The 13,686-nt window shown below is 67.9% G+C and carries 7 protein-coding genes; 2 read left to right on the forward strand and 5 right to left on the reverse strand.

Annotated elements, in window-relative coordinates:
- The first annotated feature begins 32 nt into the window (after nucleotides 1-32).
- A complete protein-coding gene (clpB, locus tag CAL26_RS08575) occupies nucleotides 33-2,624 on the forward strand; it encodes an ATP-dependent chaperone ClpB (protein WP_094846478.1) in 2,592 nt (863 codons plus the stop codon).
- A 64-nt stretch (nucleotides 2,625-2,688) separates the two neighbouring features.
- Here the strand turns inward: clpB and CAL26_RS08580 are convergent, their stop codons facing one another.
- The 3 genes from CAL26_RS08580 to glnE all read right to left on the reverse strand — a co-directional run bounded on the left by CAL26_RS08580 (nucleotide 2,689) and on the right by glnE (nucleotide 7,957).
- Nucleotides 2,689-4,227 (reverse strand): acetolactate synthase large subunit, encoded by a 1,539-nt coding sequence (locus CAL26_RS08580; RefSeq protein WP_094846479.1) that lies wholly within the window; start codon nucleotides 4,225-4,227, stop codon nucleotides 2,689-2,691.
- Nucleotides 4,228-4,236: 9 nt separating this feature from the next.
- A complete protein-coding gene (locus tag CAL26_RS08585; protein WP_094846480.1) occupies nucleotides 4,237-4,929 on the reverse strand; it encodes an epoxyqueuosine reductase QueH in 693 nt (230 codons plus the stop codon).
- 85 nt (nucleotides 4,930-5,014) lie between these two features.
- Nucleotides 5,015-7,957 (reverse strand): bifunctional [glutamate--ammonia ligase]-adenylyl-L-tyrosine phosphorylase/[glutamate--ammonia-ligase] adenylyltransferase, encoded by a 2,943-nt coding sequence (gene glnE / locus CAL26_RS08590; protein ID WP_094846481.1) that lies wholly within the window; start codon nucleotides 7,955-7,957, stop codon nucleotides 5,015-5,017.
- Nucleotides 7,958-8,043: 86 nt separating this feature from the next.
- Here glnE and CAL26_RS08595 point away from each other — a divergent pair, with 86 nt between their 5' ends.
- Nucleotides 8,044-11,709 (forward strand): YhdP family protein, encoded by a 3,666-nt coding sequence (locus CAL26_RS08595; protein WP_256988228.1) that lies wholly within the window; start codon nucleotides 8,044-8,046, stop codon nucleotides 11,707-11,709.
- Nucleotides 11,710-11,917: 208 nt separating this feature from the next.
- On the opposite strand, the gene rho is transcribed toward CAL26_RS08595, so the two are convergent.
- Nucleotides 11,918-13,174, reverse strand: a complete 1,257-nt coding sequence (gene rho, locus CAL26_RS08600; RefSeq protein WP_086064187.1) for a transcription termination factor Rho — start codon at nucleotides 13,172-13,174, stop codon at nucleotides 11,918-11,920.
- 79 nt (nucleotides 13,175-13,253) lie between these two features.
- Nucleotides 13,254-13,580 (reverse strand): thioredoxin TrxA, encoded by a 327-nt coding sequence (gene trxA, locus CAL26_RS08605; protein ID WP_086064188.1) that lies wholly within the window; start codon nucleotides 13,578-13,580, stop codon nucleotides 13,254-13,256.
- Nucleotides 13,581-13,686 lie beyond the last annotated feature (106 nt).

The raw sequence follows: 13,686 nt of genomic DNA on the forward strand, positions 1-13,686 counted from the left end.
GAGGCTCCAACCTTCTACCAATCGACGACATTATGCGATTCGACAAGCTCACCACCAAGTTCCAGCAGGCCTTGGCCGATGCGCAGAGCCTGGCCGCGCGCAACGACCATCCTTACATCGAGCCCCTGCACGTGCTTTCCGCCCTGATCGGCGATCCCGACAGCGGAGCGGTCAGCCTGCTGGCGCGCGCCGGCGTGGCGGTCAACCGCCTGCCGTCGGCCATCGACGCCGCGCTGAAGAATCTGCCCACCGTGCACGGCGAAAGCAATGTGCAGGTTGGCCGCGACCTGCAGAACGTGCTGACCCGCACCGACAAGGAAGCCGCCAAGCGCGGCGATACCTATATCGCCAGCGAGCTTTTCCTGCTGGCGCTGGCCGACGACAAGGGCGAAGCCGGCCGTATCCTGCGTGAAGCCGGCCTGCAGAAAAAAGCCCTGGAAGCGGCCATCGATGCCGTGCGCGGCGGCGAAGCCGTGCAGGGCGCCGAAGGCGAATCCAATCGCCAGGCGCTGGCCAAGTACACCATGGACCTGACCGACCGCGCCCGCCAGGGCAAGCTGGACCCGGTCATCGGCCGCGACGACGAAATCCGCCGCACCATCCAGATCCTGCAGCGCCGCACCAAGAACAATCCCGTGCTGATCGGCGAACCCGGCGTCGGCAAGACCGCCATCGTCGAAGGCCTGGCGCAGCGCATCGTCAACGACGAAGTGCCGGAAAGCCTGCGCGGCAAGCGCGTCCTGTCGCTCGACATGGCGGCCCTGCTGGCGGGCGCCAAATTCCGCGGCGAATTCGAGGAACGCCTGAAGTCCGTGCTGAAGGAACTGTCGCAGGACGACGGCAGCAGCATCGTCTTCATCGACGAGCTGCATACCATGGTGGGCGCCGGCAAGGCCGAAGGCGCGATCGATGCGGGCAACATGCTCAAGCCCGCGCTGGCGCGCGGCGAGCTGCACTGCATCGGCGCCACCACGCTGGACGAATACCGCAAGTACATCGAGAAGGATGCCGCGCTGGAGCGCCGCTTCCAGAAAGTGCTGGTGGACGAACCCGATGTGGAATCCACCATCGCCATCCTGCGCGGCCTGCAGGAGCGCTATGAGCTGCACCACGGCGTGGACATCACCGATCCCGCCATCGTGGCGGCGGCGGAACTGTCGCACCGCTACATCACCGACCGGTTCCTGCCGGACAAGGCCATCGACCTGATCGATGAAGCCGCCGCGCGCATCCGCATGGAAATCGATTCCAAGCCCGAGGTGATGGACCGGCTCGACCGCCGCATCATCCAGCTGAAGATCGAGCGCGAGGCCGTCAAGAAGGAAACGGACGAAGGCTCCAAGCGCCGCCTGGGCGTGATCGAGGACGAGCTGGAAAAACTCCAGCGCGAGTACAACGATTTCGAGGAAATCTGGAAGGCCGAGAAGGCCGCCGTGCAGGGCAGCCAGGCCATCAAGGAAGAGATCGACCAGGTCCGCGCCGAGATGGCCGAGCTGCAGCGCAAGGGCCAGTTCGACAAGCTGGCCGAGCTCCAGTACGGCAAGCTGCCTGAACTGGAAGCGCGGCTGCAATCCGCGGAAAACAGCGCCCAGCAGGCCGAGCAGGGCGAGCGTCCACGGCTGCTGCGCACGCAGGTCGGCGCGGAGGAAATCGCCGAGGTCGTGTCGCGCGCCACCGGCATCCCGGTGTCCAAGATGATGCAGGGCGAACGCGAAAAACTGCTCGACATGGAAGACTTCCTGCACCGCCGGGTGGTGGGCCAGGACGAAGCCGTGCGGCTGGTGTCCGACGCCATCCGCCGTTCGCGTGCCGGCCTGTCCGATCCGTCGCGGCCCTATGGTTCCTTCCTGTTCCTGGGGCCCACCGGCGTGGGCAAGACCGAGCTGACGCGCGCGCTGGCGGACTTCCTGTTCGACTCCGAAGAGCACATGATCCGCATCGACATGAGCGAGTTCATGGAAAAGCATTCGGTGGCCCGCCTGATCGGCGCGCCTCCGGGTTACGTCGGCTATGAGGAAGGCGGCTACCTGACGGAAGCCGTGCGCCGCAAGCCGTACAGCGTGATCCTGCTGGACGAAGTCGAAAAGGCGCATCCGGACGTGTTCAACGTACTGTTGCAGGTGCTGGACGACGGCCGCCTGACCGACGGCCAGGGCCGCACGGTGGATTTCCGCAACACGGTGATCGTGATGACGTCCAACCTGGGTTCGCAGCACATCCAGACGATGGCCGGCAAGCCCTACGAGGTCATCAAGGAAGTGGTGTGGGACGAGCTGAAGCAGTCCTTCCGGCCGGAGTTCCTGAACCGGATCGACGAGGTCGTCGTCTTCCATGGCCTGGAGGCGCAGCACATCGAGTCCATCGCCCGCATCCAGCTCAAGCGCCTGGCGGCGCGCCTGGAAAAGCAGGAGATGCAGCTGGAGGTCTCCGACGCGGCGCTGGCGGAAATCGCCCGGGCCGGCTTCGATCCGGTGTTCGGTGCGCGTCCCTTGAAGCGCGCCATCCAGCAGCAGATCGAAAACCCGGTCGCCAAGCTGATCCTGGAAGGCCGCTTCGGTCCGCGCGACGTGGTGCCGGTGGATGTCCGCGACGGCAAGCTGGTGTTCGAACGGACGCTGCAGTGACGGTCGCGGCGCCGCGCGCCGCCCGGGTCCATGAAGAAGGCGCCGCGAAAGCGGCGCCTTTTTTCTATATCACCAGCTCGATCAGGAAGGGTCCCTTGCGCCGGTTGGCCGTGGCGAGGAGGTCGGCGAACTTTTCCATCGTGTCGGCCTGCGCGGCCTCCACGCCCATGCCGTTGGCGATCTTCACCCATTCCAGGTTGGGCCGGGACAGGTCCAGCATGTCCAGGGCGGTCTTGCCGGCGGCCGCGCCCACCCCTTGCAGCTCACCCAGCAGGATCGCGTACTTGCGATTGGCCAGGAGGACGGTGGTGACGTCCAGCTGTTCGCGCGCCTGCGTCCATAGCGCCTGCACGGTGTACATGGCCGAGCCATCCGCCTGCAGCGAAACGATGCGCCGGCCGGGCGCGCCGATGGCCGCGCCCGTCGCCAGCGGCAGGCCGTTGCCGATGGCGCCGCCGGTGATCTGCAGCCAGTCGTGCGGCGCGGCGTTCACCGTGCCAGGATAAAACGCGCGCCCGAAGCTGACGCCTTCGTCGACGACCACGGCGTGTTCGGGCAGCAGGGCGGCGACCGTCTGCGCCACCGCTTCCGACGTGACGGCGCCGCGCGCCGGCTCGACCGCCACGCGTTCGACGACCGGGGCGTCGGCACGCGCGTCCAGCGCATCCGCCAGCCGGGTGAGGGCGTCCAGGGCGTCTTGGTCCTCGCGCGCCAGCACGTGGATCTCGCAGTCGTCCGGATACATGCGCGCGGGCTTGTCCGGATAGGCGAAGAAGGCCACCGGGGCCTTGGCGCCCACCAGGATCAGATGCTTGACGCCCTTGAGGGCGGCCACCGCCGGTTCCACGGCGTAGGGCAGTCGGGTGACCGCGACCCGCCCCGCGCCGCGTTCGATGCGGCGGTTGGAGGTCGGCGCCATGACGCGCGCGCCGGTTTTCACGGTGATGCGCCCGGCCGCGGCCAGCGGCCCCGCGCGCAGGGCCGAGTTGCCCACGAACAGCACGGCCGGTTCGCCGGCGCGCAGCACGCGCGCGATGGCGGCCACGGCGCCTTCGTCCGCGCGTGTGGCGGGCGGCGGCGCCAACGGTTCGGCGACGACGCCGCCGGGATTCCAGCAGGTATCGGAAGGCGCGATCAGCGTGGCGATCTGGCCCGGCGCGGTGCGCGCGGCCTGCACGGCGGCGGCCGCGTCACGGCCTATCGTGGCGGCGTCGGTGGCCGTCCGGGTCCATGCGGACACCGGGCGCGCCCAGCCTTCGGTGTCGGCCGTCAGCGGCGCGTCCAGCGGGCGGTGATGCGTGGCCTGGTCGCCGACGATGTTGACGATGGACGAATTGGCGCGCCGCGCGTTGTGCAGGTTGGACAAGCCGTTGGCCAGGCCCGGCCCGCAATGCAGCAGGGTGGCGGCCGGCTTGTCGGCCATGCGGGCATAGCCGTCGGCGGCGCCGGTGGCCACGCCTTCGGCCAGGGCCAGCACGCAACGCATGCCGGGAATGCGGTCCAGCGCCGAGACGAAATGCATTTCGCTGGTACCGGGATTGGCAAAGCAGGTGTCGATTCCACTCTTGAGCAGCGTGTGGACCAGGCTTTCAGCGCCGTTCATACTGTCCTTTCAGGATTCTTCGTCGGCCAGCAGGGTTTCCTGCCGCACCAGGCCGTCCTTGCCGTAGAACTTCACGCCGATATAGATACGGTCGCGGCCCTGCGAACGGCGATGGCGGTTGGTATCGCGCAGCGAATAGACGCAGCCGCAATATTCCTGCTGGTAAAAGTTTTCGCGCTTGCTGATTTCGATCATGCGCTGCGACCCGCCGCCCTTGCGCCAGTTGTAGGTCCAGTAGACCAGTTCCGGGTAGCGCGCCGCGGCCCGCTCGCCGCAGCCGTTGATCTGGTTCATGTCCTTCCAGCGCGAAATCCCCAGCGAACTGGTGATCGTGTCGTAGCCATGCTCGTGCGCGTACAAGGCCGTGCGTTCGAAGCGCATGTCGAAGCAGGCGGTGCAGCGCGGGCCGCGCTCGGGCTCGTTCTCCATGCCCTTGACGCGTTCGAACCAGTTATCCATGTCGTAGTCGGCGTCGATGAACGCGATTCCGTGCTTTTCCGCGAAGCGGATGTTTTCCTGCTTGCGGATCTCGTACTCTTTGACCGGATGGATATTCGGGTTGTAGAAGTAGATCGCGTAATCGATGCCGGAAGCATGCATGGCTTCCATGACTTCGCCCGAACAGGGCGCGCAGCAGGAGTGCAGCAGCACTTTGCGGCGGCCTTCGGGCAATTGCAGCTGGGGGCGGACGAGTTCGGACATGAAGGGATTATATTGCCCGGCGCCCGGCGGCGCTTCGCGGCGTGCGGAAGGCCCCAGGCCGGCGCCAAGGGCGCCCGGGGGCGCCTCACGGCCGTGCCGGCACCGCCGGCTCGTCCCCCAAAACGGCATCCCACAGCCGGCGCACGGCGTCCCGCTCCGTGGCCAGCAGCCCGGGTGCGACCCGCGCCTTTTCCTGGCCCTGCAGCCGTAGCTGATGCTGCATGCGGCGCAGGGTGCGATAGGCGTCGGCCGCCTGCGCCGCGACGCCGGCGTCGATCAGGCCGACGCGGGCGGCGATCCCCAGCAGGGCGATATTGCCCAGGTTGTCCACCAGCACCGGATGCGCGGCGGCCTGGGTCAGGACCAGGTATTGGGTGACGAACTCGACGTCCACCATGCCGCCGCGGTCATGCTTCAAGTCGAACTTCTCGGTCTTGTTGGGATGCCCGGCGCTGATCTTCTCGCGCATGGACAGCACTTCGCGGCGCACCTCGGCGGCATCGCGCGGCTGCAGCAGGATTTCCCTGCGCACCGCCTCGAAACTCGCTCCCACGGCCGCGTCGCCGGCGGCGTAGCGGGCGCGGGTCAGCGCCTGGTGTTCCCACACCCACGCATGCTTGCGCTGGTATTCGGCGAAGCCTTCCACCGATACCGCGAGCAGTCCGGCGTCGCCGTCGGGCCGCAGGCGCAGGTCGGTTTCGTACAGGCGTCCGGAAGACGTCATGGTGGACAGCCAGGACGTCATGCGCCGGCCCAGCCTGGCGTAGACCTCGGCCGCGTCGTCGCGCGGGTCGTCGTACAGGAAGACCATGTCCAGGTCGGAGACGTAGCCCAATTCCTTGCCGCCCAGCTTGCCGTAGGCAATGACGGCGAAATGGGGCTGCGCGTCCGGCAGCCTGTTGACCAGCACCCATACCCGTCGCAGCGTCTCGGCCAGCAGCAGGTCGGCCAGCGCCGATAGCTGGTCCGCCAGCTTTTCGACGCTGAGTTCGCCTTCCAGGTCCTGCGCCAGCAGCTGGAAGCTGGCCTGTCGCTGGACGTCGCGCATCAGGTTCATCTGCCGTTCGACGTCGGGGCTGCCGTCGGGCAGCAGGCAGGCGTCCAGATCGGCGGCCAGCTGGCGCGCCATCGCGGCGAAGTCCAGCGGCTCGTGCAGGGTACGCCAGTCGATCAGGCTGTCGAGCAGCAGGGGGTGCTGCGTCAGGTACTGCGCGGCCCAGGGGCTGGCCGCCATCATGCGGGCGACGCGCGCCAGCGTATCGGGGTATTCGGCCAGCAGCGCCAGGTAGGCGCTGCGCTGCGCGATCGTTTCGATGAGGTCGAACAGCCGCGCGGCAGCGGCGGCCGGCGCGTTGGTACGCGCGGCGGCGCGCAGCGCCATGGGCAGCAGGCTGTCGACCCGCTGGCGGCTTGCCTGCGGCAGGGTGCGCAGGCGCGGGCTGTCCAGCAGGCCGCGCACGCGGCCCTTCAGTTGCGCGGCATCCTCGCCGTACAGGGCTTCGAGTTCATCGAGCAGGGCGGTTTCCAGGTCGTCGTCGTCCGCGCCCTGCGGCGCGCCGCCGCCGCCGCCTTTAGCCCCGCCATGACCGCCGGCCGCGGCCTGCCGGCCAGGCGAACCATTCGTCCGATTCGTGCCATTCGTTCCGTTCGTTCCGTTCGTTCCGTTCGTTCCGTCGCCATCGCCCACCCCCGCCAGCCGGAAAGCGTTCCGAAACGTTTCCTCCACGAACGCCCGATGCTCGCCCAGCGTGCGCTCGAAACTGTCCGGATCCATGCGCATCGCGGCCGCCAGCGCGGCGCGCTGGGCGGGCTCGGCGGGCAGCAGGTGGGTCTGCTCGTCTTCACGGTATTGCAGCGCGTGTTCGACCCGCCGCAGGAAGCGATAGGCGGCTTCCAGGCGGGCCGCGTCGTCGGCCGGGATCAGGCCCGCGTCGCGTTCGCAGTGCAGCGCGGCCAGCAGCCCGCGCACCTGCAGCGCCGGCATACGGCCGCCGCGGATCAGCTGGGACAGCTGCACGACGAATTCGATCTCGCGTATGCCGCCGTCCCCCAGCTTGATGTTCAGCGCGCTGTCCATGCCGTTGCGCGCCAGCGCGCGGCGCTCCCAATCCAGCCGTATGCGCTCGCGCAGGGCGCGCAAGGCGGCCAGGGCGTCGAAATCGAAGTACTTGCGGTAGACGAACGGCTGGCGCAGGCTTTCCATCTGCCGCAACTGCGCTTCCGGGTCGCTGCCGGGGAAGGCCCGCGCGGGCATGGGCCGCGCCTTCAGCCAGGCATAGCGTTCCCACTCGCGCCCCTGGCCGACCAGATAGTGTTCGAAAGCGTCCAGGCTCCAGGCCAGCGGGCCACCGTCGCCATCGGGCCGCAGGCGCAGGTCGGTGCGGAACACGTGGCCGTTGGCGTCCCGCTCGGACAGCACGGGCATCATGCGCTGCGTCAGCCGGCCATAGAACTCGTGATTGCTCAGCCGGCGCGGGCCCGGGGTATCGCCTTCCTCGCCATACAGCATGACCAGGTCGATATCCGACGACACATTCAATTCCTGGCCGCCCAGCTTGCCCATGCCCATGATCAGCATTTCCTGCGGCTGTCCGGTGGTGGGATCCATGGGCGTGCCATGCACGGCCGTCAGGTCGGCGGCGACGCTGCGGTAGGCCTCGCCCACCGCCAGGTCGGCCAGCGCCGTCATGGCGCCCACGACTTCCTCGAGCGTGGCCGCGCCGCCCAGGTCCCGCACCATCGCGGCGCAGAAGACCCGTTCGCGCAGCCGCCGCAGCACGGCGCGGCATTCCGGCACGGCAAGCACGCCCGTATTGCCGCCGGCCAGCTCATCGCGCCAGGCCTGCAGCACGTCCGCGCTCAGCGCGCGCGTGGTGCCTTCGTCGCGCAGCCACGCGCGCAGGTCGGGACGAGCGTCCAGCGTGCGACGCAGATGGCCCGACCAGGCCAGGGCGATCTCGAACGCGGGCTCGCCGATCGCCGTGGCGGAAGCGGAAGACGGAAGGGGAGTGGAGGAAAAGGTCGACATGAATGGATAAAAGTCGCGCTGACGCCCGGAAACATTTCAGGTATAAGGGGACGATACTTCAAGACATACATACTCGCCCAAGAAACGTGCGTTTGCCCTTCAAATTTCTCCGCGGTCTTCTCTGGAGTATCTGGATAGTCTACGTCGCCGCCGCGGTGGGTTTGCTGGGGCTGCGCTATTTCGTGTTGCCGCGCATCGACCAATGGCGTCCGCAGATCGAGCGCTACGCCAGCGAGGCGATCGGTGCGCCGGTGCGCATCGGCCATATCGAAGCCAACTGGAGCCGGCTCAACCCGCGCCTGACGCTGACCGGCGTCGAGATCGCCGACGGCGCCGGCGCCCCGGTGCTCAGCCTGCCGGCGGTGGACGCCGTGCTGGGGTGGCGCAGCATCCTGACCCGCGAACCCCGGCTGCTATTCCTGCAGGCCGACGGCCTGGACCTGACCTTGCGGCGCGACCGCGACGATCGCCTGTGGGTGGCGGGGCAGTCCTTTTCGCTGTCCGATGCGGACGCGGACGATGGCAGCCGTTCCGTGGCCTTGCGGTGGCTGGCCCGCCAGCGCGAAATCGTGCTGCGCCATGCCACCGTGCGCTGGGTGGACGAGTCGCGCGCGGCGCCCGAACTGGTGCTGAGCGACGCCAGCTTCGTCGTGCTGAACGGCGCGCTGTCGCATCGTTTTTCCCTGCAGGCGCGGCCGCCCGGCGCGCTGGCGGCGGCCCTGACCTTGCGCGGCGAAGTCGAGCGGTCCATCTTCAGCCGCCATCCCATGGACCTGGCGAGCTGGCATGGACAGGTCTATGCCGAGCTCGGCGACGGTGAGCCGTCCGCCTGGGCGCCCTGGCTGGACCTGCCGCCCTTGCAGGGCCGCATGGCCGCGCGGGCATGGATGCAGATCGACGGGCGCAAGCTGGGTACGGTGACCATGGACCTGGTCGCCCGCGGCCTGGGCTGGCGCTGGCAGGACGGCGTCGCCGCATCGGCGAACACGGTGCGCGCGCGCCTGGAAGGCCTCCCCGGCGACCTGGCCCGTGACGGCCATTTCCCCGCCCTGGCCCGTAGCGCCAATGGCGACGGGCTGGCCTTGCGCGGGACCGCCACCCGGGTCAGGGCCGACCTGCCCGGCATCATCGAACAGCCGCGGCTGGCATTCGCGGCCGTGCAGCTGGACACGACCGCGCGCCGGTCGCGCGACGGCATCCTGGGCCTGGAACTGCGCGATTTCCAGGCGGCCAACGAAGACCTGGACCTGCGCCTGCAGGGCAAGTGGGAAGCGCGCGGCACGACCGACGCGGGCACCGCCGACATCCAGGGCACCTTGCGCCGCGCCACCATGAGCGCCATCCACCGCTACCTGCCGCTGTCGGTGTCCGAGGACGCCAGGCAGTGGCTGGCGCAAGGCCTGCAGGCGGGGATGGTGCACGATGCCGACCTGGTGCTGCGCGGCGACCTGAACGACTTTCCTTTTACCCAGTCCGGCCAGAACGGGCGCTTTCATATCGGCGGCCCCTTCGTCGGCGCGACCGTCGATTACGCGCCGGCCACCAGTGGCCACAAGGCCTGGCCCGCGATACTGGGCATGGACGGCAACTTCTCCATAGAAGGCGCATCCCTGAGCCTCGAAGCCAAGCCCGGCGCCACGCTGCGTCCCGCCGATGACCGCGATGCGGCGGCGTCCACGCCCATCCTCCTGGGCGCGGTCGGCGCCACCATTCCCGACATGGAAGAAAACGCCGAGCTCTATCTGCAAGGCGATGCGCAAGGCCAGGTTCCCGCCTTCCTGTCCCTGGTCAACAATTCCCCGCTGGGCGGCCTGCTGGAAAACCGCCTGGCGCAGGCCAGGGGGAAGGGCCTCTGGCAGGTGGCGCTGGCCCTGCGGGTGCCCCTGATGCATACCGACGATACGACCGTGCAGGGCTCGCTTTCCTTCAACGACAACGAGTTCACGCTGTACCCGCAGTTGCCGGCACTGACGCAATTGCGCGGCATGCTCGAGTTCACCGAAGAGGACCTGCGCGCCCGCGACGTGCAGGCGCAGTTCCTGGGCGGCCCGCTGCGGGTCAACGGCGGCCTGCTGGATACGCGCAACGGGCTGCGCTTCGACGGACAGGTGACCGGCGCCGCGCTGGCGCAGTTGGTACGCGCGCCTGCGATGTCGCGGTTTTCCGGCCGCGCCGCCGTGCGCGGCAAGCTGCTGTATTTCCGCGGCGGGCGAGTGGACGTGACCATGGAATCCGACCTGGCCGGCATGGCCATCGACATGCCGGCGCCGGTGGGCAAGACCGCTGGCGCCACGCTGCCCTTGCGGGTGCAATGGAGCCCCGCCGCCGGGTCGGGCGGCAAGGACCGGGACTGGCTGACCGCCAGCCTGGGCGCGCCCTCGGGCGACAACGTCAATCTGCTGCTGGAACGCGATCCGGCCGAAAAGCGCTGGACGTTCGCGCGCGGCGCCCTGGCCGCCAACCAGCCGGCCACGCTGCCCGCGCAAGGCATGAGCGTGCGCCTGAATCTGCCGGACATCGACGTGGACGGTTGGCAGGACGTGGTGGACGGTTTCGATACACCGCCGCCGGCCGCCGGCCGGGGCCGGCGCGCGCCGGAGGTGCCGCTGTTGCCGCCGCCCGACGCGATCGCGCTGGAGACGCCGCGCCTGCGCGTGGCGGGCGTGACCTTGAACGACCTGAAGCTGAATGCGGTGCATCCGGCGCCCGCGCAATGGCGCGTGGATATCCAGTCCAGGCAGGCGGCCGGCGCGGTGACCTGGCGTGAAGCCTCGGGCGCCATCGCCGGCCAGGTGACGGCCCGCTTCAAATACCTGTCGCTGGGCGACGATGGGGACGACCAGCGCCCGGACGACCAGTCATCGGGCGACGACCTGAAGGACATCCCCGCGATCGACCTGCAGGCCGATACCTTGCGCTTCTACGGCAAGGACCTGGGATCGCTGCGCGTCGTCGGCACGAATGTGGAGCGCGGGCAGCGTTGGCGCCTGGATACGCTGCGCATCGCCAGCGCCGATGCCACGCTGGACGCCAGCGGTTTCTGGCGCCTGAGCGGGCCGGAGCGCGGGCTGACGGTGGACGCAAACGCGAAGTGGGACGACTTCGGCAAGCTGCTGACGCGCCTGGGCTGGTCCGATATGGCGGCCGGCGGCGCCGGCACGGCGGAAGGCAAGCTGACGTGGCTGGACCTGCCCTGGTCGCACAGGGTCGACGCCATCGACGGCAACCTGAAACTGCGCATGGACAAGGGCCGCCTGCTGCATTTGAACTCGCGCACGGCGCGCCTGCTGGAGCTGCTGTCGATGCAATCGTTGCAGCGCCTGGCCAAGCTGGAGCTGAATCCGGTCAACCTGTTCCGCGACGGCTTTCCCTTCGATTCGATACGCGCGCGCTTCAACGTATCCAAGGGCGTGATCCGCACCGACGACTACAAGGTGAACGGCCCCGTCGCCGCGATCGTCCTGTCGGGCAGCAGCAGCATCATCGACGAGACCTGGGACCTGAAGGCGGTGGTGATCCCCAACCTGGACGCCAGCGGCGCAGCCGTGGCCACCGCGCTCGCCGTCAACCCGCTGCTGGGCCTGGGCGCATTCGTCACGCAATGGCTGCTGAAATACCCGCTCGCCCGCGCCATGACCGTCCAGTACGCCGTCACCGGCCCGTGGGGCGACCCCAAGGTATCCCCCATCGACGGCCCCCTGCCCGCCAGCGAAGCCGGCGAACCCCCACCCAAGGACCCCATAGAACACTGAGGCGCGACCAAGGCAAGGCGCGCGCAAAAAACAGGTGCCCCCGACCCGGGACGCCGAGGATCCGGCTCCGCCGGTCCGACGAAGCCACATCCCGAGAAAGCAGCCGCAAAAAACAGGTGCCCCCGACCCGGGACGCCGAGGATCCGGCTCCGCCGGTCCTCTGGCGTCGCCCCCCTGGGGGGGAAGCGCGCAGCGCTTCGGGGGGGGACTATTTCTTCATCATGTCGAAGAATTCGGCGTTCGACTTCGTCACGCGCATCTTGTCCAGGATGAATTCCATGGCCTGGATTTCGTCCATGTCGTGGATGAACTTGCGCAGCACCCAGACCTTCTGCAGCAGCTCGGGCTTGATCAGCAATTCCTCGCGGCGCGTGCCCGACTTGTTCAGGTTGATGGATGGGTAGACGCGCTTTTCCGCCAGGCGGCGTTCCAGGTGCACTTCCGAGTTGCCGGTGCCCTTGAATTCTTCGTAGATGACTTCATCCATGCGGCTGCCGGTTTCGATCAGCGCCGTGCCGATGATGGTCAGCGAACCGCCTTCTTCCACGTTGCGCGCCGCACCGAAGAAGCGCTTGGGGCGCTGCAGCGCATTGGCGTCCACGCCGCCCGTCAGCACCTTGCCGGAGGCCGGCACCACGGTGTTGTAGGCCCGCGCCAGGCGGGTGATCGAGTCCAGCAGGATCACCACGTCCTTCTTCAGCTCGACCAGGCGCTTGGCCTTCTCGATCACCATTTCCGCCACCTGCACGTGGCGCGTGGCCGGTTCGTCGAAGGTCGACGCCACGACTTCGCCGCGCACCGTGCGCTGCATTTCGGTGACTTCTTCCGGCCGCTCGTCCACCAGCAGGACGATCATGGTGGCGTCAGGAAAGTTGCTGGTGATGGCATGCGCGATGTGCTGCATCATCACCGTCTTGCCGGACTTGGGGCTGGCGACGATCAGCCCGCGCTGGCCCTTGCCGATGGGCGCGAAGATGTCCAGGATGCGCCCGGTCAGGTTTTCTTCGCTCTTGATGTCCCGTTCCAGCCGCATCGCCTGGTTGGGATGCAGCGGCGTCAGGTTCTCGAACATGATCCGGTGCTTGATCGCTTCCGGCGGCAGCCCGTTGACCTTGTCCACCTTCACCAGCGCGAAATAACGCTCGCCATCCTTGGGCGTACGCACCTCGCCTTCGATCGAGTCGCCGGTATGCAGGTTGAAGCGGCGGATCTGCGACGGCGAAATATAGATATCGTCGGTGCTCGCCAGGTACGACGTATCCGGCGATCGCAGGAAACCGAAGCCATCCGGCAGGACTTCCAGCACGCCGTCGCCGAAGATCTGCTCGCCCTGCTTGGCGCGCTTCTTCATGATGGCGAACATCAGCTCCTGCTTGCGCAGGCGGTTGGCGTTCTCGATTTCCAGGGAGGCGGCAAGTTCCAGCAATTTGGAGACGTGTTGCGCCTTTAGTTCATTCAGGTGCATTGCGTTGAAGTATCGGGGGAGGGAAAGAGGGAGAGGGCGGCGGGCCACGGACGGGCCCGCGCGGCGGAACGAACGCAGATTACAAGGCGCTGTCCAGGAAGGCGGTAAGCTGGGACTTGGACATCGCGCCGACCTTGGTGGCGGCCGCCTTGCCGTCCTTGAAGAGCATCAGGGTGGGGATGCCGCGGATACCGTACTTGGCGGGCGTGTCGCCGTTTTCGTCGACGTTGAGCTTGGCGATCGCGACGCGGCCGGCGTATTCCTTGGCCACTTCTTCCAGGATGGGGGCGATCATCTTGCAGGGGCCGCACCATTCCGCCCAGTAATCCACCAGGACGGGGACGTCGGCCTTCAAAACGTCGGCATCGAAGCTGGCGTCGCTGACATGCTTGATTTGGTCACTCATGACTGTTCTCGTTGCTTTGCGGCGGGGAGGCGTGCTTCGACCCGCCATTCTGAGTTGGCAGGATTAAAGCATACCACTGTCCATCCGAACAGGCCCGTTGCCGCGC

The sequence above is a fragment of the Bordetella genomosp. 9 genome (assembly GCF_002261425.1).
Taxonomy (GTDB): domain Bacteria; phylum Pseudomonadota; class Gammaproteobacteria; order Burkholderiales; family Burkholderiaceae_B; genus Bordetella_C.

What these genes read in the sequence shown, in the direction of transcription:
- trxA (WP_086064188.1), bottom strand. Translation starts at nt 13,580, where the DNA reads ATGAGTGACCAAATCAAGCATGTCAGCGACGCCAGCTTCGATGCCGAC.
- clpB (WP_094846478.1), top strand. Translation starts at nt 33, where the DNA reads ATGCGATTCGACAAGCTCACCACCAAGTTCCAGCAGGCCTTGGCCGAT.
- rho (WP_086064187.1), bottom strand. Translation starts at nt 13,174, where the DNA reads ATGCACCTGAATGAACTAAAGGCGCAACACGTCTCCAAATTGCTGGAA.
- CAL26_RS08580 (WP_094846479.1), bottom strand. Translation starts at nt 4,227, where the DNA reads ATGAACGGCGCTGAAAGCCTGGTCCACACGCTGCTCAAGAGTGGAATC.
- glnE (WP_094846481.1), bottom strand. Translation starts at nt 7,957, where the DNA reads ATGTCGACCTTTTCCTCCACTCCCCTTCCGTCTTCCGCTTCCGCCACG.
- CAL26_RS08585 (WP_094846480.1), bottom strand. Translation starts at nt 4,929, where the DNA reads ATGTCCGAACTCGTCCGCCCCCAGCTGCAATTGCCCGAAGGCCGCCGC.